The sequence below is a fragment of the Oceanisphaera marina genome, assembly GCF_014643915.1.
GTDB lineage: Bacteria > Pseudomonadota > Gammaproteobacteria > Enterobacterales > Aeromonadaceae > Oceanimonas > Oceanimonas marina.
In genome coordinates this window covers 13402-34719 of sequence record NZ_BMKE01000015.1, presented here as the reverse complement: position 1 = coordinate 34719, position 21318 = coordinate 13402, and the positions used below count along the sequence as shown (strand labels likewise).

The window sequence follows — 21318 nt, the reverse complement described above, 5'->3', positions numbered from 1 at the left end:
CCCCAAGCATACCCTGACCCACATAAAATAAGTTAAGTTATTGAATAAAATGAATTTTTAAAATGAAATATGTATGAAAAAATAGGTTTTTACCGGTTAAATACATGACGGACGAAACAGATATATACAAAAATAGGCCTTACAGCACTCCAAAGGCACATAACATACTTAAAAAACAAAATAGCGATTGAAAATACAACGCATGTGCCGTATATTGGATCCACAGCCCATTGTTAAGGAAGGTAAAAAATGAAAGAGCTGATTATTACTGTCATTTTTACAGTCGGCGCCGCTTTAGTCGCCATTTCTGCACCTTCCTTGGCACAGATGTAAATGAGCCCGGGAAGACAGGACTGTAAAAGTAGAACAATAAAAATAGCAAAGTAAAAACAAACCGTTTTACAACAAAAAGGCGCCTCTGGGCGCCTTTTTGTTTTGTTAGCTTGCCCCAAAGGAGGCCAGCTATATTATTTAATTGGGTGCCACACTCATGTTGCTACCCGAACCCACCAGTCGTACGCGTTGCCCTGGCCGCCAGTCACGATCGGCTTTTTGCACCACAATCAGATTTTCGCCACTGTCGGTACGTACTTCAAGCTCAACCGCTTTTACCTGGTTTATTTTATCTTCGGCCCGGGAGCCGATCATCGAGCCTGCAATGGCCCCCACGGCAGTCGCTAACACCTGGCCGGTTCCCCCACCAACCTGATGGCCCAGAATCCCGCCCACGGCACCGCCGCCCAGAGTACCGATTAAGTTGGGGTTTTCATCGCCAGCCTGAATAAGCACGGGTCGCACTGACGTCACGGTACCATAGGTAACACTCTGTGCCTGTTTGGCGGCACGGCTGCCATATACGTCGCCCGAATAGACATCCGGGTTGGCACAGCCTGCCAGTCCCAATACGGCCGCCATGGTCATCGTTGATAACAATTTAAGTTTCATATTCCCATCCCCATCAAGCGTTATCCTGTTATATCGTTGAACAATAATAATACTACCATAAAGCCGTTTGGCTGGCCCCTGGGGATGACAGGCCTCGGCATCGCAATCATCAACCGGCTGGCCGCACCAATGAAAACGGCTGACACCAGGTCAGCCGTTTCCGTCATGCAATATTTCCAACAGACAATGTTTCCATCAGACAATGGGAGAACTTAAATAGTGGTGCCCACCGGTTTGTCGGTCAAAAAACGCATCAGCAACAGCCAGCATCCCCAGCCCACCACCAGCAAAATAACAAACAAAAACAAACCGGCCTGGAATTTTTCCAGCATCATGCCCGCAACCATGGGCCCGGTTAACGAACCAATGCTGTACACAAACATCAACTTCTGGGTCATTTTAACCAGGGCTCGTCCGTTCATCTTGCCACAGGCGTAAGCCATGGTTGTCGGATACAGGGTAAATCCACCTGCGCCCAACAGGGCAAAGGCCAGCAACATGATTCCCTTGCCGTCAAATTCCCACAACAACAGACAACCAGCGCCAATCATCAGAGTTTGTGCCGCCATCATGGTTCTTTTGCCCACTTTGTCGGCCAAACTGCCGTTGGGCAGCTGAAAGGCCATGCCACATAAAATAAGCCAGGCCATATAAAGACCGACCTCTTCACCCAAAGCCAGTTGCTCAAGCTGAATCGGCATTAATGCAGACAGGGTGCCCAGCAGCATGCCCGCCACCAGGCAGCCTACCAGCCCCAAAGCCCGCTCGGCGCGAGGCGGCTTGCCGCTGGCAACATTATTCTCGGCTTCATTTTCCAGATCTGGCCGTTTGGCCCACAGCAAGGGCACCACGGATAACACACATAGACTGCTCGCCAACCAAAAACCCATCATGCCAGACAAGGGTTCCCAGTCGATAAATAACTGACTCATGCCATAACTGAAATAGTACACCAGCATATAACGGGCCATGGAACGGGTACGCTGATGCAAAGGCGCGACACCCAACACCCAGCTTTCTACCGCCACAAACCCGATGGCCGCCGCCATGCCCGCCACCACCCGCAGTGCCAGCCAGACTGGCAATAGACTGGTCCAGGTTAATGCCAGGGCGGCCAGCGCCAGCGCGATACAGCAAAATAGCAGTGCGCGAATGTGCCCCAAGCGCTGAATAAAGGTGTCGGCAAAAAAGCTCGCCCCTAGCATACCCAGATAAAAAGCCGATCCTACCAGGCCAATTTGTGCCGCTGGCGCCCCTTGTGCGTTCAAATACACGGCCACCAGGGTCAACAAAAAAGCGTTGCCCAGGGTTAGCAATGTCAGGTGTAGATAAAGGGGAATTAAGTGCATGACGCCTCCGGATTTTGAGGCGCGCATTCTAGTCAGCAGTATTAATTAAGTACAACGAGAAAAATTTTACCTTCTCAGCAATATTTTTGCTGTTTAACCAATGTTAATCGATAACTGCCCGATAATACTCTGCCCCACGGTTAAAGCGCCCAATATTAACAAGGCTGCAACCGCAATCACCGGTGGCCGGGTCTGTTCTTTTCGCAACAGAGGCAATAACCAGATAACGGCCCCCAGCAACACCGCCGCACACATTTGCACAAAAGGCCGGATCAAGTGCGCAGTGTCGAACACCACCTCGGACTCATACTGCAACCACAGGGTCTGCACCAGCAGCAACACCATCCAGCCAACCGCGAAGGCAATGCCCACCAGTGGTAACAACAAATTGAATGCCTGCAGACGATGCTTGGCTCGCACCATAATCAGGTGGGTAAACACACAGCCCCCGGCGCCAGCCATCAACAGGGCTGCCGGCCCTTCGCGCAACAGCAGACCAAGGCCATAGCACAGCGCCAGAACCAGGGCCAGCATATGCCAGCTCAGGGGCAGACTGCGCTTGCCGGCCAATCGTGCCTGATACAGGGTGGCACCTAGCCCGCTTGCCAGTGTGCTCCCGCCCAACCACAGCATCAGGCTGGGAACGGCGGCTTCTACAGACAGCATTAACGCCAGTCCGAACACCGCCCACACCGACAACAGCCCATCGCTAATGCGCCGGCGCTGCCCCGGGCATAAATCACCATTGCGTAATATCCACAGCAATAAGCCCAGAGCCGTGATTGCCGTTAAGGCCAGGGGCGCAAAAAGTCGTGCCGACAGCATGTCCGTCATTTAACTATCTCCAAAAAATAAGCGCGTCTATTTTAGCGCTGTCGGCGGGCGTTGGCGACCATGCGTGCAAACATGCGCCTTAATTCTCTCGGGACACTTTGCGCTCCCTGCAGTTCAATGGCTTCCACCACGGACAGCGCCATACCCGGCTTGCTGCGTCGGCTGAGGGCGCGCTCGATAATGCGACTGTGTGGCGTGTGTTTATCATAAATCTGGGCTTCCTGGCGAAAGACCCCCTCCAGGCCGTTATCAAACAAGTAATGCTCGATATCGATGCGGGGCAATACGGTTAGATGATCTTCTTCTCGCTCGCCGCGCAGCAGGCTGCGAACTCCCTGCGCATATTTTTGCCCCGCCTCGTCACCATCGGTCAGCAGGTGCCAGCCAATGCCGAAATCTCGCGCTACCTTAATCAGCGGGCTGTGTCCGCATTGGGCAAATTCAATGATACGAATGCCTTCTGCAGGCAATACATAGCCGCAAATACGCGCCAACTCATTCAGCAACCAGATCTCGGTCTCCCCTTCCACCAACAACCAGTAACGGGCAAACAACGACATGGGCCGGTTAATGCGCACATGAAAGGCAATGCGGCGCATGTCTTCGCCATTGTACTTTTCGTTACCAATCCGAAAACTCTTGGTTTCATGCTCCAGACGCACCAGTCGGCGCAGATGGTGCAGCGGAAACGCCGACAACAAGTCGCCCGAGTTGGTCGTGACCAGCTTTTGCCCCGGAAACCGATCCAGAATGCCCCAGGTAATGGCCAGCATGGTGGGATGCAGGCGACTTTCGGGATCTTCTATCAGCAACATGGGCCTGGCGCCCGTTTCTATCGGTCGTCCGCCCCGCGCCTGCAATATGGTATGTGCCACCGCCGACAGCGCGATCGATAAACCACTTTCTTCTCCTTTGGGTTGCCAGTTATTGAATTTACCCAACTGGCTCAGCGTCACCGGGTGAATGGCAATGTCCCGGGCGCGCCTTGGCGCCCGGCTGGTGGCCCCCTGAGGAGTGAAATAGTGCTCAAGCAATTGACGTACCGCATCCAGACCCGCTTTAATATCTTGCTGGGGCAGTTCGTCTTCTTCTGCCAGCTTCACACTGAGTTGCGTCAGCAGCTGTTCGTAATCGCTATTTAAATTGACGATCGGCAAATCCTGTGGCGTACCGCGTGAGTCACGCAGACGAAACACCGGATTCATTTCTATCAGCTGATGCGCCAGGTGTTCGGCGTCTTCCAGCTCAAGCGCCACGCCGGCCCCGTTAACAAAACCGTGCTCACTGACAATCTCGGTGCCGTTACGCCGGGCGCGTGCACGATAGTGCACCCGATGAAATCCGTCTTTGTGTTTGACCCACGCCGGTTCAAGGCGGGCAAGCCGTGCCGAATGTTCACTGATGCCGGGTCTGTGCTCGCGATAGACCAGTACAATTTGCAGCTCATCGACCACCTCTTGAGAATCGGCCCGATAAAAGTCTTCGTCTACAAACTGATAGCAACATCCTCCCTGGCCCATCAGGCGCCACAAGGCGCGAAACAGACTGGTTTTACCCCACGCATTTTCCCCCATCAGCGCGGTGCTCTGATTGAGCGAGAGCGACAACTGATTAAGGCCCATAAAATTGCGGATCTCAATATGCTCAAGAAACATCGGTGGTCCTTGGTATGTGTATCGCAATGCAAAGGGGCCTATATTCAGGCAGGCCCGACACTAACTTGATATCAGTTGCGATAAAGCACCTTAATCAGATGATAGCCGAAACGGCTTTTAACCGGCCCTTGAATGGTCAACTCGGGCCCAGAAAAGACCGCCTTGTCCACGGCTCCCACCATGTCGCCTTTCTTGAACTCGCCAAGATCACCGCCTCGCTTGCCCGAGGGGCAGGTAGAGTGCTTTTTAGCCAACTGATGAAAGTCGGCGCCATTGGCGAGTTGTTGCTTCAATGCCAGACATTCGGCTTCGGTTTTAACCAGAATATGCAGGGCGCAGGCACGTTTGGCCATAAAAGATCCAGATAACAGGGAATAATGGTTCAGTGTGCCAAAAATGGTAGAAACAGGAAAGAGAAAGCCGTAAGCCTGAGTTGCGCATCCTGCAAATAAAAAATCCCTCGGCGAGACAGAGGGATTTGGATATTTATTCGTGCACTGCTACTGCACCGTGCTGGTTAAGCGACCGCTAACGCGACCGTTTCGGCGTGGGTTTGTACCAGCTCGTCGTGCAAAGAGACAACGGCCTGCTCGTAGAATTCATCATCCACAATAAACTGCATCTCTACCGCTCGCAGTGACTGATGCACGGCGCGCACCGGAACATTGGCTTTATTCAATGCGGCCACAGAGCGAGCCAGCAGCCCCGGAATACTCATGTCACTGCCCACGGCAGACACCACAGACACCTTGTGAGTATTGATATCGGCGTTTTCAAAACGACGCTGCAAGGCACTCACCAGGGTGCGTACCGTTTTACGGTTACCGGAAATATAATAGGTGAGCGTATTGGCGTTCATGTCCTTGGACACTAGGTTCAGGCGCATGCCGTCCAGCTCATCGGTAAAGCACTCGGCATAATGAGATACACGGCCCACCATGTCCTGATCAAACAACTCCACCGCAAAAATATTGCGACGCCCGGCCACCATTTCCACACAAGGAGAGGGGCTGCGGTAATTGGTCGTGATCAGCGTACCTTCGTGGTCCGGCTCAAAGGTATTGCGCACCCGCAGCGGAATATCCTGCTGGCGTAATCCCTTGGCAGCTTGAGGGTGAATGGCTTCCATTCCCAGATTGGACAGCTGATCGGTTACATCATAGTTGGTACGACCGATGGGGATCACCTGATCTTCACCCGCCAGACGCGGATCGGCGCTGCTCAGGTGAAACTCTTTGTGAATAATGGCTTCACGGGCACCGCTTAACACCGCCAGGCGGCTAAAGGTCATTTCACTGTAACCGCGATCGAAACGACTCATCAGCCCTTCTTTACAATGAGCGTAACCCGTGACCACCGGCAGCTGGCTCGACAGATCATAACGCGATAACGCCTGCTTGAGCACGTCATCCAGCGGCAGGGCCTCGTCGGTGCGCCAGCCCGTTAAATCCATCAATACCGCATTCACACCACTTTGGCGCAAATACAGCACCATATTATGTGCACTGTGGGCTTCGCCCATGGCAGCCAGTAACTCGCGGATGGTTTGTAACTGCTCGGCCAGCTGAAACTGACCAAAGGCGCACACCTGGCGCAGGTGATGCAAACAATCGCGAATACCGGCAATACGATCTTGCAGAAAAGAGTCTGCCAGCGCGCGCTCGGGAGTCTGGGCAAACATGTCTTCGTTGATTTGTGCCATGCGATTACACACATTATCCAGGGTTTGTTCCCAGGCACTGTCGTCTTCTGCGTCGGCATAAGTAGCATAGACACCGGGAGCACCGGTGCGCTTACATTCCAGCAAACCGTCGGTAATACCACCAAAGGCAGATACCACCAGCATACGCTGATAGTAGCCATCGGGTTTGCGATTGTGTAATACGATATTATCTCGAACCGCCTGATATTGACTCATGGAGGTTCCACCAATTTTTTCTACTGTGTGAGACACTATTATTCCCTTAATGTTTATAAAACAGGTCATGACTGTGATCGCACATTTTCAATGGGCCTGGGGGCCGAATGGCTGATATCGCCCTGCCCAGTGAAAATGTCCGTAAGCGGGGGCCTGGCCCCCGTAAACAGCGTACTGGGTTCTTTTACTCGGTATCGAGTGCGTAAACACCGTCGGCATCGTGCACTTCTTTGCCGCTCAATGGCGGATTGAATACGCAGGCCAGCTTCATGTCTTCACTACCGCCACGCAACAAATGGTTGTCGTGCTGGTCCAGAATATACAGCGTGCCTGGCTGAATAGGATAGATTTTGCCATCGGCCAAATCTTCAATTTCACCGTTACCGCTCATGCAATACACAGATTCAAGATGGTTCTGATAATGAATGTGCGTTTCGCTGTTGGCATAAATAGTGGTGATATGAAACGAAAAGCCCATGTTGTCGTCTTTCAGCAACATGCGAGTGCTTTCCCAGGTGCCGGTTTCGGATTTGACACAGCGTTCGCTTTGTTCACATTCGGCAAGAGTACGTACTATCATTAAATTTCCTTACTTTATTACTGTTCTGATCCGCCGTGACAAACACGGCTGAACATATTCAACAAAAAGGGGTAATCGTAATTACCCCTTTTTGGTTACCGCAAACTTAAGACGCTTTGCGCAGTTGCTCGCAGGCCGTCTCTGCAATGGCTTCTTCCAGCCAATCAAGACCTTGCTTCAGCTCGTCCTTGGTGATGATCAAGGGGCATAAACACTTCACCACTTCATCATTCGGACCTGCGGTTTCAATGATCAGACCACGTTCGAAACACTTGGAGGTGATCACATCGGCAATGTCGCCATCATGACAGGCAATGCCCTGCATCATGCCGCGACCTTTTACCTTGCTGAACAGCTTGGGAAAACGATGAACCATGGCTTGCATGCGCTCGGTCAGCAATTCACCCTTGGCCCGCACCTCGGCGGCAAAGGTGTCATCCTGCCAGAAAGTTTCCAGCGCCTTGCGAGCGGTCACAAACGCATGGTTATTACCACGGAAAGTCCCGTTGTGCTCACCCGGGCTCCACTGATCCAGCTCGGGGCGCAGCAGTACCAGGGCAAAAGGCAGACCCATGCCGCTGAGTGACTTGGACAAGGTAATAATATCGGGCTTGATGCCGGCAGGCTCAAAGCTGAAGAAGGTACCGGTACGGCCACAACCCGCCTGAATATCATCGGCAATCATCAGAATATCGTGTTTACGACAGATTTTTTCCAAACGCTGCAACCATTTGAACGATGATGCGTTCAAGCCACCCTCGCCCTGCACTACTTCAAACAACACGGCGGCAGGCTTGTCCAGACCACTGGAGTTGTCATTAAGCATGGTTTCGAACAGCAACAGGCTGTCTTCTCCGGCACCCGGGTAACCGTCGTAAGGCAGACGACTGATATCGGCCATGGAGGTACCGGCACCGCCTCTGTGATGCTGGTTGCCCGTGGCAGCCAACGCCCCCAGGCTTACACCGTGAAAACCGTTGGTAAAGGCCACAATGTTGCTGCGACCGGTCACTTTGCGTGCCAGCTTCATCGCGGCTTCAACTGCGTTGGTGCCGGTTGGACCGGTAAACTGAGCTACATGGTCCATATCGCGAGGTTTGAGAATGATTTGCTGCAACGCGGTCAAAAACGCCGCTTTGGCAGAGGTGTGCATATCCAGGCCGTGGGCGATGCCGTCTTGCTGAATATAGTCAATCAGGGCTTCTTTCAATACCGGGTGGTTATGACCGTAGTTGAGTGTACCGGCACCGGCAAGAAAGTCTAAATAGCGCTTGCCGCTTTGGTCATGTAGCCATACGCCCTGAGCCTTGTTGAAGGTGACCGGAAAAGAACGGGCATAGGTTTGTACACTGGATTCCATTACATCAAAAATATTACTCATCTCGACTCCTTGAAAGTCTTGAGTTCAAATCAAAAAATTAAATTAAGAATGCGGGTGTTCGGCCAGGGGCTTAGCCGAGAGCAATGCGATAAAGAATTTCGCTGCTGCTGTCACCATTGAAGTGGCGTTGCTGATCGAACAGGAGGTGGCGTTCGCCCTGACCTGTTCCCTGACTGCGCGCCAGACTTTCAAATAAACCCCATGAAGGCGCATTGTCTGCGGTAATGGTGGTTTCAAGATGCGTTACTCCGGCGCAGGCATCGGCATCCAGCAAGGTATTGAGCAAGGTGCGAGCCAGTCCTTCACCACGGGCGCGTTTATCTATGGCTACTTGCCAGACAAACAAGGTGCTTGGCTCGGCAGGTTTGCGGTAGGCAGAGATAAACCCCAGTAATGAGCCGTCTTCTTCGTCTTCAGCCAGCATACAAGTATCGGCAAAATGCAGACATTGCAGCAGATTACAGTAGGTAGAGTTGGTATCCAGGGGTTTGCAACGTTCAATCAGGCTGTTTACCTGATGTCCATCCGTTGACTTGGGGTGACGCAGTAGTAACTGCAGGTCAATAGTCGTGTCCGTGTCAGTATCAATCATTTATAGTCCTAAACTTATTTAGTTAGTGGGCTAAGCAAATTTCCTTATTAACCTAACAAAACATCAATCAATTGCAAGCTTATATCGCATTAATTGATTAGAGCTGCATGTAATTTAGCATTCACATGTGACTAATTCACTGTGTTTCAATGACGTTTTCATGTCGCTTATCCAGCCCTTTTCAGCGCCCGATACACTTAAATAAATCGGCGGCAGGGCCCGTTCTGTGGGAACTGCTACTATCAAAGTAGTGGTGATGTGTTATCACCACCTTGTCAGACAAAATCGGATACAGACTATGAGTACGAAAGAAACAGGAACCGTAAAATGGTTTAACGAAGAAAAAGGCTTTGGATTCATCACCCGAGCTTCTGGGCCGGATCTATTTGTTCATTTTTCGTCCATACAGGGCGATGGCTTTAAAACCCTGCAGGAAGGTCAGCCGGTTACCTTTGTGGTAACCCAGGGCAAAAAAGGACCACAAGCCGAAGAAGTGGAGTTGGCTTGACCCCTTGATCAAGGCGGCACTCAGTGGCCGCCTTATCATTGTTTGAACACTAAGCACCATCGGGTTACTCTCGAGGGGTCAGGTTTTGCATCTTCCACCCCACAGTCAGGTACCCCATGGCAAAAATATTATTATCCCTTTGTTTTTTAATCATTTCTTTACCCACTCTTGCCCAGGAAAAACCCGCAGCCGATGCGCCGCAAGCCGCCGCAGAAACACGTATTCCACTGACGCCCTTTATGGAACGTTACATGCTGGATGAATTGAAGGCATTGCGTAGCGAAATGGCCAGTTATCAAATCAAGGTCACCGACGAAATAGCGCAAAAAGAGCTGAATGTCGCCGATAAGGCCATCAGTTACGCTAACGTCACCGTAACCTATTTTTTCTATCTGCTGGCAGGTGCCGCCTCGGTACTGGCTATAGTGGGCTGGCAATCGTTACGGGAGCTCAAGAAAACCGCGCGGGATTATGCCGAAACCGAAATGAAGAAAATCACCAATACTTATGAACATAAACTGAAACAGATAGAACGCGAACTGCAGCGAAAAACCAAGGTTATCGCAGAGAACTACCGCGAAATAGAAAGATTTCAGGAAATCCATGGCTTATGGCTACGCGCCAGCCAGGAACAAAGCCCTCAGGCTAAAATTGATATTTACGACCAGATTCTCGACATCAAGCCCGGGGATCTGGATGCCATGACCCACAAGGCCGATGCCGCACTGATGATGAATGAACGTCAGTGGGCATTAAGCCTGTGTAATCGGGTGTTGCAGGTGGATCAACAAAATGCCCATGCGTTATATCAACGCGCCTGTGCTCATGCCGGCGTAGGTCACGAAGAACAGGCGCTGTCGGATCTTGAACTGGCAGTACAAAACAATGTACACCTGCGTGATGTAGCAGCAGAAGACGAAGAATTTGAACCGCTTCGCCAGCACCCGCGCTTCATTGAACTGACCAATGACGGTACCGATCAGAGCACCGAGGAAACCGAACATCCAGGCAAAAAAACGTCATAAAAAATAATTTAACGGCACGTGAAAAAAAATGATTTTGCATCCCGTAACGCAGTGCCATACTTTGCGCGAATCATAGAGCCACCAAACTAGAGTGAGAACGAACATGAGCTTTGAGTCAGCCAAGCCATTTCAGGACTTCGCCCATTTTCCTCGCGGTCTGCGTCGTTGTGGCGAGTTTACCGTTGCAGAAGCACAACTGCTGGAAGCCGCAGGCCATGCCATGCTGGCCCTGTATACTCAGCAACGTGCGCCGGGCTGCGATGAAGAGCAGCGTTTTGTTGAACAGATACAACAAGGTAGCGCCTCGGATAGCAAACATGCCAAGGTATGGTTGAAGTACCTGAAGGTCATCGGTCCCAAGCGCGTGCATCGCCTCTGCTCACCCATGACGTCAGGTAACGGTGATGATGACTACGAACCGGTAGAAGACAGCGCCGAATAACTTAAAATACAGCGGTAAGCCGTCAGCGATCAGCAAAAGATAAACACTGTCCTTTGCAGTGAAGCTTGTTGTTAACTGACGGCTTAAAGCTGATAGCTGTCTTTCCCCCCTTACCGCTGCTTTTTCAAAATGTTACCCTAGGCCAACCTCTTTTATCGGCCCGCTATATACTGTGAGTGATGGCCCACCGCAACCAAGACCCAAATCATCATGAGCAAGCCTGCAGCACCGAGCTTTTTGTTTCACGACTATGAAACGGCTGGCATACATCCGGCAACCGACCGCCCCGTGCAGTTTGCTGCCATTCGCACCGATGCCGAACTGAACGAAATTGGCGAACCACTCATGTGGTACTGCCAATTACCCACCGACTACCTGCCCTCGCCCGAAGCGACTCTGATCACCGGTATTACCCCGCAAACCGCACAGCAAAAAGGCGTGTGCGAGGCCGAGTTCATTGCCCGTATTCACGAGCAGTTCAGCCAGCCCAACACCTGTATTCTGGGCTACAACAACATTCGTTTTGACGATGAAATAACCCGCTATACTCTGTATCGCAACTTTTACGACCCTTACGCTTATAGCTGGCAGCAAGGTAATTCCCGTTGGGATTTGTTGGACGTGGTGCGTGCCTTTTATGCGCTTCGCCCCGAGGGGATTAACTGGCCAACCGACGACGACGGCAAGCCCGTGTTCAAACTGGAACGACTGACTCAGGCGAATGATATCGACCACGGCAATGCCCACGACGCCCTGGCCGACGTAAGAGCCACCATAGCGCTGGCCAAATTACTGCGCCAGGCCAAGCCAAAGCTGTTCGATTATTTATTCGAGTTAAGAAGCAAACACAAGGTCAAGGCACTGATTGATGTCGTGAACAGTCAGCCACTGGTCCATGTGTCCGGCCGGCTGTCTGCCTGGCAGGGTTGCGCCACCTGGATAGCCCCCCTGGCCTGGCATCCGGAGAACGCCAACGCGGTGATTTGCGTCAACCTCGCCATGGATCTCACTCCGTTGCTTGAGCTAAGTCCGGAGCAGTTACAGCAACGCCTATATACCCGGCATGCGGACTTGGGTCAGCTGGCTCCGGTGCCGGTCAAACTGGTGCACATCAACAAGTGCCCGGTACTGGCCAAGGCCGCCGCGCTTACCGAGCAAAGGGCCGATGAACTGGGTATCGATCGGGCTCAATGCCGCCAGAGTCTGGATATGCTGCGCCGCCACCCGGAAATTCGCGAAAAAGTGGTGGCCTTGTATCAACTGGCTCCCGACTTTGCACCGGTAACCGATGTTGACGCCGCCCTGTATCAGGGATTCTTTGGCGAAGCGGACAAGGCCGCCATGGCTATGGTGCGCGCCAGCACTCCCGACGCCCTCGCCGCACTACCCTTGCAGTTTAACGACGACCGTCTGCCCGAGTTACTGTTTCGTTATCGGGCACGCAATTATCCCCACACCCTGAACGAACAGGAATGGCAGCGTTGGCGCCAGCACTGTCAAGACCGGCTATCGGAGCAAGCCGAACCTTATATGCAACAGCTAGAGCAATTGGTGATCGAACATCAGGATGATGAAGCCAAACTGACCTTGCTGCATGCCATGGCTCGTTATGTCCAATCTCTTTAACTCTCAACTGTGGATATTAACTCGCGGCTTTGTGATCCTGCTGGCGTGTTTGCTGGTCGGCGACGGCATTGCCATTCTCTTACCCTTTGCCTTTCCGGGCAGTATTCTCGGGCTGTTCGTGCTGTTTTTTTTGCTCGCCAGCCAACTGCTTCCCATGGGCTGGGTTCATGACAGCGCACAGCTGATACTGCGCCATATGGCATTACTGTTTATTCCGGTCGCGGCAGGCTTGCTGGGCTATCTAGATATACTCAGTGATGGTATCGGACTGATTATCAGCGCCGCGTTAAGCGGCCTGGTGCTGATACTGCTGGTAGTAGGACGCCTGTATCAGAGGATGCAAGCATGATGATCTGGCTCGCCATACCGCTTACGGCGGTGCTTTATCTGTGGGTAAAAAAGCTGGCTCGGCGTTATAAGAACCCGTTAATCAACACCATAATGCTGCCGGCACTGCTTATCATCGCCTTGCTCATCGTCACCGGACAAGACGGCAATGCCTATCAGACCGGCACTCAGCCACTTAACCGACTGCTTGAACTGGCAGTGGTCGCCTTTGCCCTGCCCCTGTATCAACAAGCAGCCAAAATTCGCCAGCAACTTTGGCCCATCGTGCTGTGCTGCAGCCTGTCGGCGCTTATTTCTGTCAGTACGACCCTGATGATTGGGGGGCTTTTACAGGCCAAGCCTGAGCTACTGGCCTCCATTGCCACCAAGTCGATTACCACGCCATTGGCCATGAGCGTGAGCGAGGCCATGGGTGGTATTCCTGCTATCGCCGCCGGCCTGGTGATCATAGTAGGCATGATGGGTGCCATCATCGGCTTGCCGCTGCTCAAGTGGGCCGGGGTTCATCATCCCGAAGCCCAGGGCCTGGCCATGGGGGCCAGTGCCCATGCCATCGGCACGGGTGCGGCCGCGGAGGCCGGGCCGGTACAAGGCGCCTTTTCCTCACTGGCCATGGTGGTATGCGGTATTGCTACCGCCATACTGGCTCCCCCGTTGTTTCACCTCTATCTTTGGTTTATTCAATAAACAAAGAGGCGTCATAAAATGGATGAAGCACTTGAGCAAACATTAGAACAACACCGGCTGAAAGACGTGACGCGTTTCAGTCCCGAGCACATCACCATTCTAATGCAGGCCTCCGGGCTTGGTGAAGAAGCGCTGGCCCTTGCCTTGCTGCCGCTCGCCCAGCAAAAGGCTCAGGTACCGGTGTCCGACTTTGTGGTCGGCGCTATCGCCGTGGGCGGTTCGGGGCACTGGTATCTGGGGGCGAATATGGAAATAGCCGCTCAGCCGTTAAGCTGTACCCTGCACGCAGAGCAATCGGCGATTGGTCATGCAGCCTTGTTTGATGAGCGCTATATCGAAAAAATCATCGTCAGCGCCAATCCTTGTGGTCATTGCCGCCAGTTCATGCACGAGCTTAATCAAGACCGTTTGATGCTGGTGCTGCCCCAGGATCATTTCATGCTGAGTGAGTTACTGCCTCACGCCTTTGGCCCCGCAGATTTACAGCAGTCTTATGGCATGCTTAACGGACCCGCCGGCAATCTGGTCGCCGCCGACAACGCCCAGGTGAATAACCATGACGCCCTGATGTTTGCCGCCCTGGATGAAGCCAACGCCAGTTATGCCCCCTACAGTCACAATCGTGCCGGCGTGGCGCTGCAACTGAGCGACGGCCAGCTTTGTCTCGGCCGTTACCTGGAAAATGCAGCGTTCAACCCGGGCTTAAGCCCCATGCAATTAGCCCTGAGTCAGTTGTTTTTACACGGTTATCAACCCAAAGACATTACACGTGCCTTTATTGTTGAGGCAAGGGCAAAGGTGCAACAGACAGGTAATGCCGAACAGCTACTGGCATCCCTCTGTTCGATCCCGTTGGAAAAAGCACAGTTTGGTGAAGTTAATGTGAAGAGTGAAGAGTGAAGAGTGAAGATTTTTAGATACCGGAGCCGTCATGCTGGGCTCGACCCTATACCGGTAAGACAGCATAAGGGCCAACCAAGAGCGGTGGTTTCTGTAGCTGCTTTTAGCTAGCAGTCCCGTCTCAGCGGGATTTAATAACCATCCTGCTGCGCAGAATGACGCAGCTAAAGCAGCGCCTACAAAAGACGGTATTTATCTTGAACGTAAGGCGTACAACGTAAGGCGTACCGCTGTCTTTTATTCGGCAAACAGCTTGCGACCCATAAAGGAATGGCTCAGGGTATTGCCGTCTACCAGCTCCAGTTCGCCACCGATAGGCACGCCGTGGGCAATGCGGCTGACGCCAATGCCATGAGTGCGAGCGATGTCGGCAATGTAATAGGCGGTGGCCTCGCCCTCTACCGTGGGGTTGGTGGCCAGAATCAATTCCTGAAAAGGTTCGGTTGCCAGCCAATCGGCCAGTTTGTCCAGCCCCAGCTCTTCGGGCCCCACGCCATCCAAGGGTGACAAATGCCCCATGAGCACGAAATAACGCCCCTGATACTGGCCGGTTTGTTCTATGGCCACCACATCGGCCGGGCTTTCCACAATGCATAACTGACCGCTATTTGCCCGCTTGGGATTAGCGCACAATGGGCAGATATCTTCTTCGGTAAAGGTACGGCACTGACGGCAATGCCCGATATTGTCCAGCGCCTGATCCAGCACATGAGCCAAACGCCGACCACCGGCCCGCTGTCGTTCCAGCATGGCAAAGGCCATGCGCTGCGCCGACTTGGGACCCACGCCAGGCAACACTTGCAGGCTCTTGATTAATTCATCCAACAGGGGGCTAAAACGCATGACATCACTCTTGGGGGTAAAGCTGAACGCTAGAAGCTAGAAGCTAGAAGCTAGAAGCTAGAAGCTAGAAGCTAGAAGCTAGAAGCTGAAAGATAAGCAACAGCGTGCTCAGCCACCAGTGTTTTTCTTCCAGCTTCCAGCTTAATACTTAAAGCTTGATTTAGAACGGCATTTTGAAGCCTGGTGGCAGAGACATGCCACCGGTCAGCTCGCCCATGCGGGTCTTGTTTTGCTCTTCTACACGACGTACCGCATCGTTTACGGCCGCTGCCAGCAGGTCTTCCAGCAACTCTTTGTCGTCTTGCAGCAGGCTCTCGTCCAGCTCTACACGACGAACCGAGTGGCTGCCTGCCATGGTCACTTTCACCAGGCCAGCACCGGCTTCGCCAACCACTTCCAGTTGGGCCAGCTCTTCCTGCAGCTTCTGCATTTTTTCTTGCATCTGCTGGGCCTGCTTCATGATATTGCCCATTCCACCTTTACCAAACATATATGCTCACTCTTGATTAATGGATAAATAAAACCCGGCGCTACTGCGCCATGGGCTCGATACTCTCGTATTCAAGCACCGCCGCAAAGCGCGATATGAAAAATTGTACCGCATCATCGTGCTCAATTTCATCTTTTGCCTGAGCAATGGCGCCTTGATACAGAATCTGCTCTATTTCAAACGGGGTTTGGCAGCCTGCTTGTCGGCCTACTTCAACCTGAATACTAACAGCTTGTTGTTGATGATGCTGGATCACCGCCTCCAGCTCTTGCCGCGTTTTCTCGTTTAACAAATGCTTGTGCTCCGGGGCTAGCCAAAGCTGCCATTGCTGAGCGTTTTTCTCTTCCAGACTGCTGTGCATAGCCAGTTGGCGCAACAAGCCACCCAGCGGTAACTCGGCCACCAATCTCGCCCAATTATCGTCTGCCCGAGGCAGTAAACTCGACGCCTTCAAGGGCTCGGGATCCGTCGCGCACTGCTGTGCACTGACCATGGGCGCCACTGGAGCCGCAATGGGTGGCACGACTGAAGGTGCGGATGGACGAGCTGCCGGCGTCTTTACTGATGGCGCAGTAGCCGAGTGATGAGTATTCGCCTGCCGGGGGGCTGCCGGTGGCGAATTCACTGCAGGCATCGGCTGCATGGGCGTATCCTCGTTGCTCCATGGCGGCACATCATCATCGTCATTACTCCAGCCGACATCGCCATAAGCATCGAGAGGCGGTAACTCGTCTGTACCCTGCCGTGTCTGTGACTGCGCACGTTCGGGGCTTGCAGACGCCACATCAGGCTGCGGCCCGCGGCTAGGAGCCGAAGAAGCCTGAGCAGGTAACCCAGCCCTGTATTCAGACTTGGATGTGACGGCTGGCGTTGCGGGTTTAACAGACGCGGGGTTAACAACAGGTTTAGCGACTGGCTTGATGGCAGACTGACTGGCGGTCGTGGTTTTTTCCGGATCCTGGCTGCGTAAACGATTGCGGGTTTGCAACAAACGGCGAATACGCGCCACATCGGCTGCGGCCGGATCCTCCACGGCACTGGTTGCAGCCAATGCCGGGACGACAGAGGCATCAGCGCTATGTTCTGTTTTTTCTACTCCGTTACTGTGAGCCGAGCTGCTATCTTGAGTACTATCTTGAACACGCTCTTGAACACGCTCTTGATCGCCAGCCTGCAAGCTCACACCCGCATCCGCCTCTATCTCTTGCGGCGATGCGGATGCAGGGGGAGGTACAACGGCCGGTTCTGACAGCCCGGTTGTAACGGGTGCTGTCGACTCACTCGCGGCAACATGGTCAGATACCGTTGCTGGAGGGGCAACAATCTGGCCCAGCCTGCCGGCTTCGGTCAATATTTCGTCTTGTTCTTGCCACAGTTTAGCCGCCATTTGTTCATCTGATTCTGCCGCTAACGACGAGGGATCAGCACAAGGCGGCTCAGGCTTTTTTACCGATATGGCTTCAGTTGTGGTCGCAGTTTGAGCGACGGCAGTGACAACCGGAGCCTGAGGACGAAACGCCAGGGTACGTAACAAGGTCATTTCCAATGCCGAACGGCCATCGGGGGCAAACGGCAAATCCTTACGGCCCTGCAAACAAATCTGATAAAAAATCTGTATCTGCTCGGATGAAACCAGGGGGGCCAATCGGTTAAGTTCACCGGCATAGGGTTGTTGCTGTTGCGCCACTACCAACTGTGCCAGCGCCAGCTGATGCCAAAAGCCGATCAACTCCTTGTGTACCTGGTCATAATCCGGCCCCTGGCTGGCCAGCTCGGCCACTCGCGCCAGCAAAGTCTCGCCATCACCGGCCAAAATAGCTTCAACTAACGCCAGTAACTGACTGCGGTTGAGATTACCCAGCATCGACTCAACCAATGCCAGCTTGACCTCACCGTTACCAAAGGCCAACGCCTGATCGGTCAGACTCAAGCCATCGCGCAAGCTGCCATCGGCAGCCCGGGACAAGGCTGCCGTGGCCTCTGGCTCAAAGGGCAGTTGCTCTTGTTGCAGAATATGCTGCAACTGGGTATCTATCTGTTCGGGTTCGAGGCTTTTTAAATGAAACTGCAAACAGCGCGACAATATGGTGATCGGCAGCTTTTGCGGATCCGTGGTGGCCAGCAAGAATTTCACATGGGGCGGTGGCTCTTCCAGGGTTTTAAGCAGCGCATTAAAACTGTGTCGCGACAGCATGTGCACTTCATCGATCAGATAGACTTTAAAACGCCCGCGAGCCGGCTGGTATTGCACGTTATCGAGCAATTCACGGGTATCTTCCACCTTGGTACGGCTGGCGGCGTCAATTTCCAATAAATCAACAAAGCGCCCCTGTTCTATTTCCTGACAACTGGCACACACGCCGCAAGGATCAGGCGTGATACCGGTGTCACAGTTCAGCGCTTTGGCCAGCAGTCGGGCAATCGAGGTTTTACCGACCCCCCGGGTGCCGCTGAATAAATACGCATGATGCAACCGCCCCTGTGCAAGAGCGTTGATAAGCGCGGTCAGCACATGTTGCTGCCCCACTACATCGGCGAAGCGCTGCGGACGCCATTTTCTGGCAAGAACCTGATAATTCATCGGTAATTAATGACCATCAAACTGCACAAGGCTATTCACGCGAATACCCATGTTATTCAGGCGCTGCAAACCACCTAATGCGGGCAGAGCCACAACGAAAGCCGCTTCTTGCACTTCACCACCGCAACGGCGCACCAGCTTGACGGCGGCTTCTACCGTACCGCCGGTGGCCAGCAGATCATCGATAATCAGGATCTTTTCGCCGGGTGCTATCGCATCGACGTGGATTTGCAACTTGTCCTGGCCGTACTCCAGGTCGTAGGCCACTTCTATTACTTCTCGTGGCAACTTGTTGGGCTTGCGCGCCGGAATAAAACCTACCCCCAAAGCCGCAGCGACCGGAGCACCAAAAATAAAGCCCCGGGCTTCGGTGCCCAGTACCTTGTTGATCCCGGCATCTTTATACAGCTCTACCAATGCATCAACCGTGGCTTTGAAGGCCTCTGCGTTTTCCACCAGGCTGGTAATGTCGCGAAAAATAACCCCTTGTTGCGGGTAATCGGGAATAGAAGTAATGCTATCGGCAATCAGTTTAAGGGTTTCTTGTTTCATAATAGACAGGCAGCCCTGGTTGGCCCGGACACAACACGGGCATGGCAATTAAAGGTGAATGGCGGCTAGCTTAGGGCCTAGTTTGCTTCAATGCAACTGCCGACGGGTCGGGTACCACGGGTAAGCGTAAAAACCATACCAACAGCACGATAAAGGTCAGTACCAGCCCGACTTTTACCTGCCACAAGGGCACAATATAAATAGAAAAGGCAAAACTGAGCGCCATCATCCACAGCGCCCGGCGCCGTACCTTGAGTCGCAGCCCCTTGTGGGTTTGCCAGTCGCGGATCATGGTGCCAAACCAGGGGTGATTAACCATCCAGCCATGCAGGCGGGGAGACGACTTGCCAAATAAACAAGCCGACAACAACACAAACGGCGTGGTCGGCAGCACGGGTAAAAAAGCCCCTATCACGCCCAATGCCAGTGAAATGCCACCAAGCAGGGCAAATAGTATACGCATAACGCCCTTCTGAAATCATCTGAGTATTATAGCAGTATGCCTCCCCTTGCGGGAGGCCGCCACTTTGATCCACCAGCTCGCCCCAACATTCATTTTCAGGTATTCTATCGCCGTTTCAACACCTGAAGACTTCGACTGGCCTGTTCTGTAAGCACGACCTTAAAGCGGTCGAATGAAATCAATCCTACAAACCGGTGTTTGGTTTTTTGTAGGCTCCATGTTTTGCGCAAAGAGTAATGGGCCAAAACCGTGAATGAGAAAGGAACAATGGATTGACCGTTAAGCAACGTCAGGTATTTTATATTCATGGGTTCGACCCCCGTGGGGCCAGCCATTATCACCGACTTTATCGCAGCCAAGCCGCCCAGCAAGCTCCAGTAAATGGGCTGCATATTAACGTATCTGCCAGGCGACGTAACAGCAGCCACCATCATCAGTGGCAACTAAGCACGGCGCACACTCAATCTCAGTATCACTACCTGGGATGGGACGACATAGTGCGCCAGCACTGGGGCAAAGGTTGGCGGCAGATCATCAGCGATTTTTACTGTTTTTTTATGCTCTACATTGCCAATGGCAATGTCATAAAGTTTGCCAAAGCCTCGCGTCAGCAACTTATAGCCGGCCTGTATCCCGCGCTTTATCTGCTGTTAGGGATTAGCGTGAGCGGTCTGCTGGCTTACCGGGGCGCGAGTATTGCCTACCACAGTCTTCCCCCAAGTCATGCTTTGCCTTCTGTAGCAGCTTATGGGTTATCGCTAATAACTGCTGTACTGATATTGCTGATCAGCCTGCATGGTGTAAAAAAAGTGGGCAGCAAGCTGGCCGTATTTTGGTTACAGCGCATTTATGCCTTTTCTGGCAAGTGGGCTCAAGGCACCATTCCCGAGCTGGATACTCGCAGCCAACAGTTTGCCGAGCACATTATCCGCGCCATCAACAATCCAGAAAACGATGAAATAGTCATTATTGCCCATAGCGTAGGCACCATGATGGTCATCCCAACTCTGGCGCAGGTATTAAGCGCCTTACCGCAAACGCACTTGTCCAACAACAAAGCTAGCAACAAGCCAGGCAACGAGAACTTTGCCAACCAAAGAGTCGTGCTGATCACCCTGGGCCAATGTATACCGCTGATCAGCTTTCAACCCAAAGCCACACAGTTTAGAGCACAGCTGCAACAACTTGGCCAAGACCCACGCTTAACCTGGCTGGATTACACGGCACCCACCGATGGAGCCTGCTTTCCGCTACTCGACCCCATTACCTCTTGCGGGCTGACTAAAGCGCCTCATGCCGGCCCCCGGTTACTGTCGCCACGCTTTTTTACCCTGTATCATGCCGCCCGATATAAAAAACTGCGCCGCGCCTGGTATACCATGCATTTTTTATATTTAATGGCCACCGACAAGCCTGGCCCTTACGATTTCTTTGCTTTCACCGCTGGCCCCAAACGCGTCGTCGACCATATAAACGCCCCTTTCAGGGAGCTGTAAGCGGTAAGCCAGAAGCGATCAGTTAAAGACAAACACCATGTTCTTGTAGGGTCCATATTTTATGCAAAGAGTATTCGACCGTTTTAAGGCCGTGCCATGATTT

22 protein-coding genes are annotated in these 21318 nt (G+C 52.8%); 8 read left to right on the top strand and 14 right to left on the bottom strand.

Translation table 11 applies throughout. The features are described from left to right. Window positions 1-471 precede the first annotated feature (471 nt). From IEW52_RS10180 to ectA, 9 genes are all read right to left on the bottom strand, one after another. Window positions 472-945 (bottom strand): outer membrane lipoprotein, encoded by a 474-nt coding sequence (locus tag IEW52_RS10180; RefSeq protein WP_188629968.1) that lies wholly within the window; start codon window positions 943-945, stop codon window positions 472-474. A 212-nt stretch (window positions 946-1157) separates the two neighbouring features. Then, the gene (locus IEW52_RS10175; protein WP_188629967.1) at window positions 1158-2294 is read right to left on the bottom strand and encodes an MFS transporter; all 1137 of its coding nucleotides are present in this window, start codon (window positions 2292-2294) and stop codon (window positions 1158-1160) included. A 93-nt stretch (window positions 2295-2387) separates the two neighbouring features. After that, window positions 2388-3128, bottom strand: coding sequence for an HI_1241 family integral membrane domain (locus IEW52_RS10170; RefSeq protein WP_188629966.1), 741 nt, complete (start codon window positions 3126-3128; stop codon window positions 2388-2390). A 32-nt stretch (window positions 3129-3160) separates the two neighbouring features. Further along, window positions 3161-4783: a DUF2813 domain-containing protein gene (locus IEW52_RS10165; RefSeq protein WP_188629965.1), complete on the bottom strand. Its 1623-nt coding sequence runs from the start codon at window positions 4781-4783 to the stop codon at window positions 3161-3163. Window positions 4784-4854: 71 nt separating this feature from the next. Continuing rightward, the gene (gene ppiC / locus IEW52_RS10160; protein ID WP_188629964.1) at window positions 4855-5136 is read right to left on the bottom strand and encodes a peptidylprolyl isomerase PpiC; all 282 of its coding nucleotides are present in this window, start codon (window positions 5134-5136) and stop codon (window positions 4855-4857) included. Window positions 5137-5300: 164 nt separating this feature from the next. Next, window positions 5301-6770 (bottom strand): aspartate kinase, encoded by a 1470-nt coding sequence (locus IEW52_RS10155; RefSeq protein ID WP_188629963.1) that lies wholly within the window; start codon window positions 6768-6770, stop codon window positions 5301-5303. Window positions 6771-6885: 115 nt separating this feature from the next. Further along, the gene (locus IEW52_RS10150) at window positions 6886-7281 is read right to left on the bottom strand and encodes an ectoine synthase (RefSeq protein WP_188629962.1); all 396 of its coding nucleotides are present in this window, start codon (window positions 7279-7281) and stop codon (window positions 6886-6888) included. Window positions 7282-7387: 106 nt separating this feature from the next. Then, entirely contained in the window at window positions 7388-8662 is a 1275-nt protein-coding gene (ectB, locus tag IEW52_RS10145; protein WP_188629961.1) for a diaminobutyrate--2-oxoglutarate transaminase, read from the bottom strand. 70 nt (window positions 8663-8732) lie between these two features. Further along, on the bottom strand, window positions 8733-9254 hold the full coding sequence (gene ectA, locus IEW52_RS10140) for a diaminobutyrate acetyltransferase (RefSeq protein WP_188629960.1): 522 nt from the start codon (window positions 9252-9254) through the stop codon (window positions 8733-8735). A gap of 298 nt (window positions 9255-9552) precedes the next feature. On the opposite strand from ectA, the gene IEW52_RS10135 reads away from it, so the two are divergent. The 7 genes from IEW52_RS10135 to cdd all read left to right on the top strand — a co-directional run bounded on the left by IEW52_RS10135 (window position 9553) and on the right by cdd (window position 14790). Next, entirely contained in the window at window positions 9553-9762 is a 210-nt protein-coding gene (locus IEW52_RS10135) for a cold-shock protein (protein WP_104487633.1), read from the top strand. 116 nt (window positions 9763-9878) lie between these two features. Beyond that, window positions 9879-10787, top strand: a complete 909-nt coding sequence (locus IEW52_RS10130; RefSeq protein WP_188629959.1) for a tetratricopeptide repeat protein — start codon at window positions 9879-9881, stop codon at window positions 10785-10787. Window positions 10788-10890: 103 nt separating this feature from the next. Then, window positions 10891-11229 (top strand): MaoP family protein, encoded by a 339-nt coding sequence (locus tag IEW52_RS10125; protein WP_188629958.1) that lies wholly within the window; start codon window positions 10891-10893, stop codon window positions 11227-11229. A 210-nt stretch (window positions 11230-11439) separates the two neighbouring features. After that, window positions 11440-12855: an exodeoxyribonuclease I gene (gene sbcB / locus IEW52_RS10120; protein ID WP_188629957.1), complete on the top strand. Its 1416-nt coding sequence runs from the start codon at window positions 11440-11442 to the stop codon at window positions 12853-12855. Further along, on the top strand, window positions 12839-13204 hold the full coding sequence (locus IEW52_RS10115) for a CidA/LrgA family protein (RefSeq protein WP_188629956.1): 366 nt from the start codon (window positions 12839-12841) through the stop codon (window positions 13202-13204). The genes sbcB and IEW52_RS10115 overlap by 17 nt, the downstream gene beginning before the upstream one ends. Next, the gene (locus tag IEW52_RS10110) at window positions 13201-13890 is read left to right on the top strand and encodes an LrgB family protein (protein WP_188629955.1); all 690 of its coding nucleotides are present in this window, start codon (window positions 13201-13203) and stop codon (window positions 13888-13890) included. Before IEW52_RS10115 ends, IEW52_RS10110 begins: the two co-directional genes overlap by 4 nt. 18 nt (window positions 13891-13908) lie before the next feature. Continuing rightward, window positions 13909-14790, top strand: coding sequence for a cytidine deaminase (gene cdd, locus IEW52_RS10105; protein WP_188629954.1), 882 nt, complete (start codon window positions 13909-13911; stop codon window positions 14788-14790). A 237-nt stretch (window positions 14791-15027) separates the two neighbouring features. On the opposite strand, the gene recR is transcribed toward cdd, so the two are convergent. The 5 genes from recR to IEW52_RS10080 form a co-directional block, all read right to left on the bottom strand. Then, entirely contained in the window at window positions 15028-15633 is a 606-nt protein-coding gene (recR, locus tag IEW52_RS10100; RefSeq protein WP_188629953.1) for a recombination mediator RecR, read from the bottom strand. 160 nt (window positions 15634-15793) lie between these two features. Continuing rightward, window positions 15794-16123 carry a YbaB/EbfC family nucleoid-associated protein gene (locus IEW52_RS10095; protein ID WP_188629952.1) on the bottom strand — a complete coding sequence of 110 codons (330 nt, stop codon included), beginning with the start codon at window positions 16121-16123 and terminating at the stop codon, window positions 15794-15796. A 40-nt stretch (window positions 16124-16163) separates the two neighbouring features. Then, window positions 16164-18704, bottom strand: a complete 2541-nt coding sequence (gene dnaX / locus IEW52_RS10090) for a DNA polymerase III subunit gamma/tau (protein WP_188629951.1) — start codon at window positions 18702-18704, stop codon at window positions 16164-16166. Between the two features lie 6 nt (window positions 18705-18710). Beyond that, window positions 18711-19256 carry an adenine phosphoribosyltransferase gene (gene apt, locus IEW52_RS10085; RefSeq protein ID WP_188629950.1) on the bottom strand — a complete coding sequence of 182 codons (546 nt, stop codon included), beginning with the start codon at window positions 19254-19256 and terminating at the stop codon, window positions 18711-18713. Between the two features lie 70 nt (window positions 19257-19326). Further along, the gene (locus tag IEW52_RS10080; protein ID WP_188629949.1) at window positions 19327-19719 is read right to left on the bottom strand and encodes a YbaN family protein; all 393 of its coding nucleotides are present in this window, start codon (window positions 19717-19719) and stop codon (window positions 19327-19329) included. Window positions 19720-19991: 272 nt separating this feature from the next. On the opposite strand from IEW52_RS10080, the gene IEW52_RS10075 reads away from it, so the two are divergent. Then, complete coding sequence (locus IEW52_RS10075) at window positions 19992-21215, top strand: alpha/beta hydrolase family protein (RefSeq protein ID WP_188629948.1); 1224 nt, start codon at window positions 19992-19994, stop codon at window positions 21213-21215. Window positions 21216-21318 lie beyond the last annotated feature (103 nt).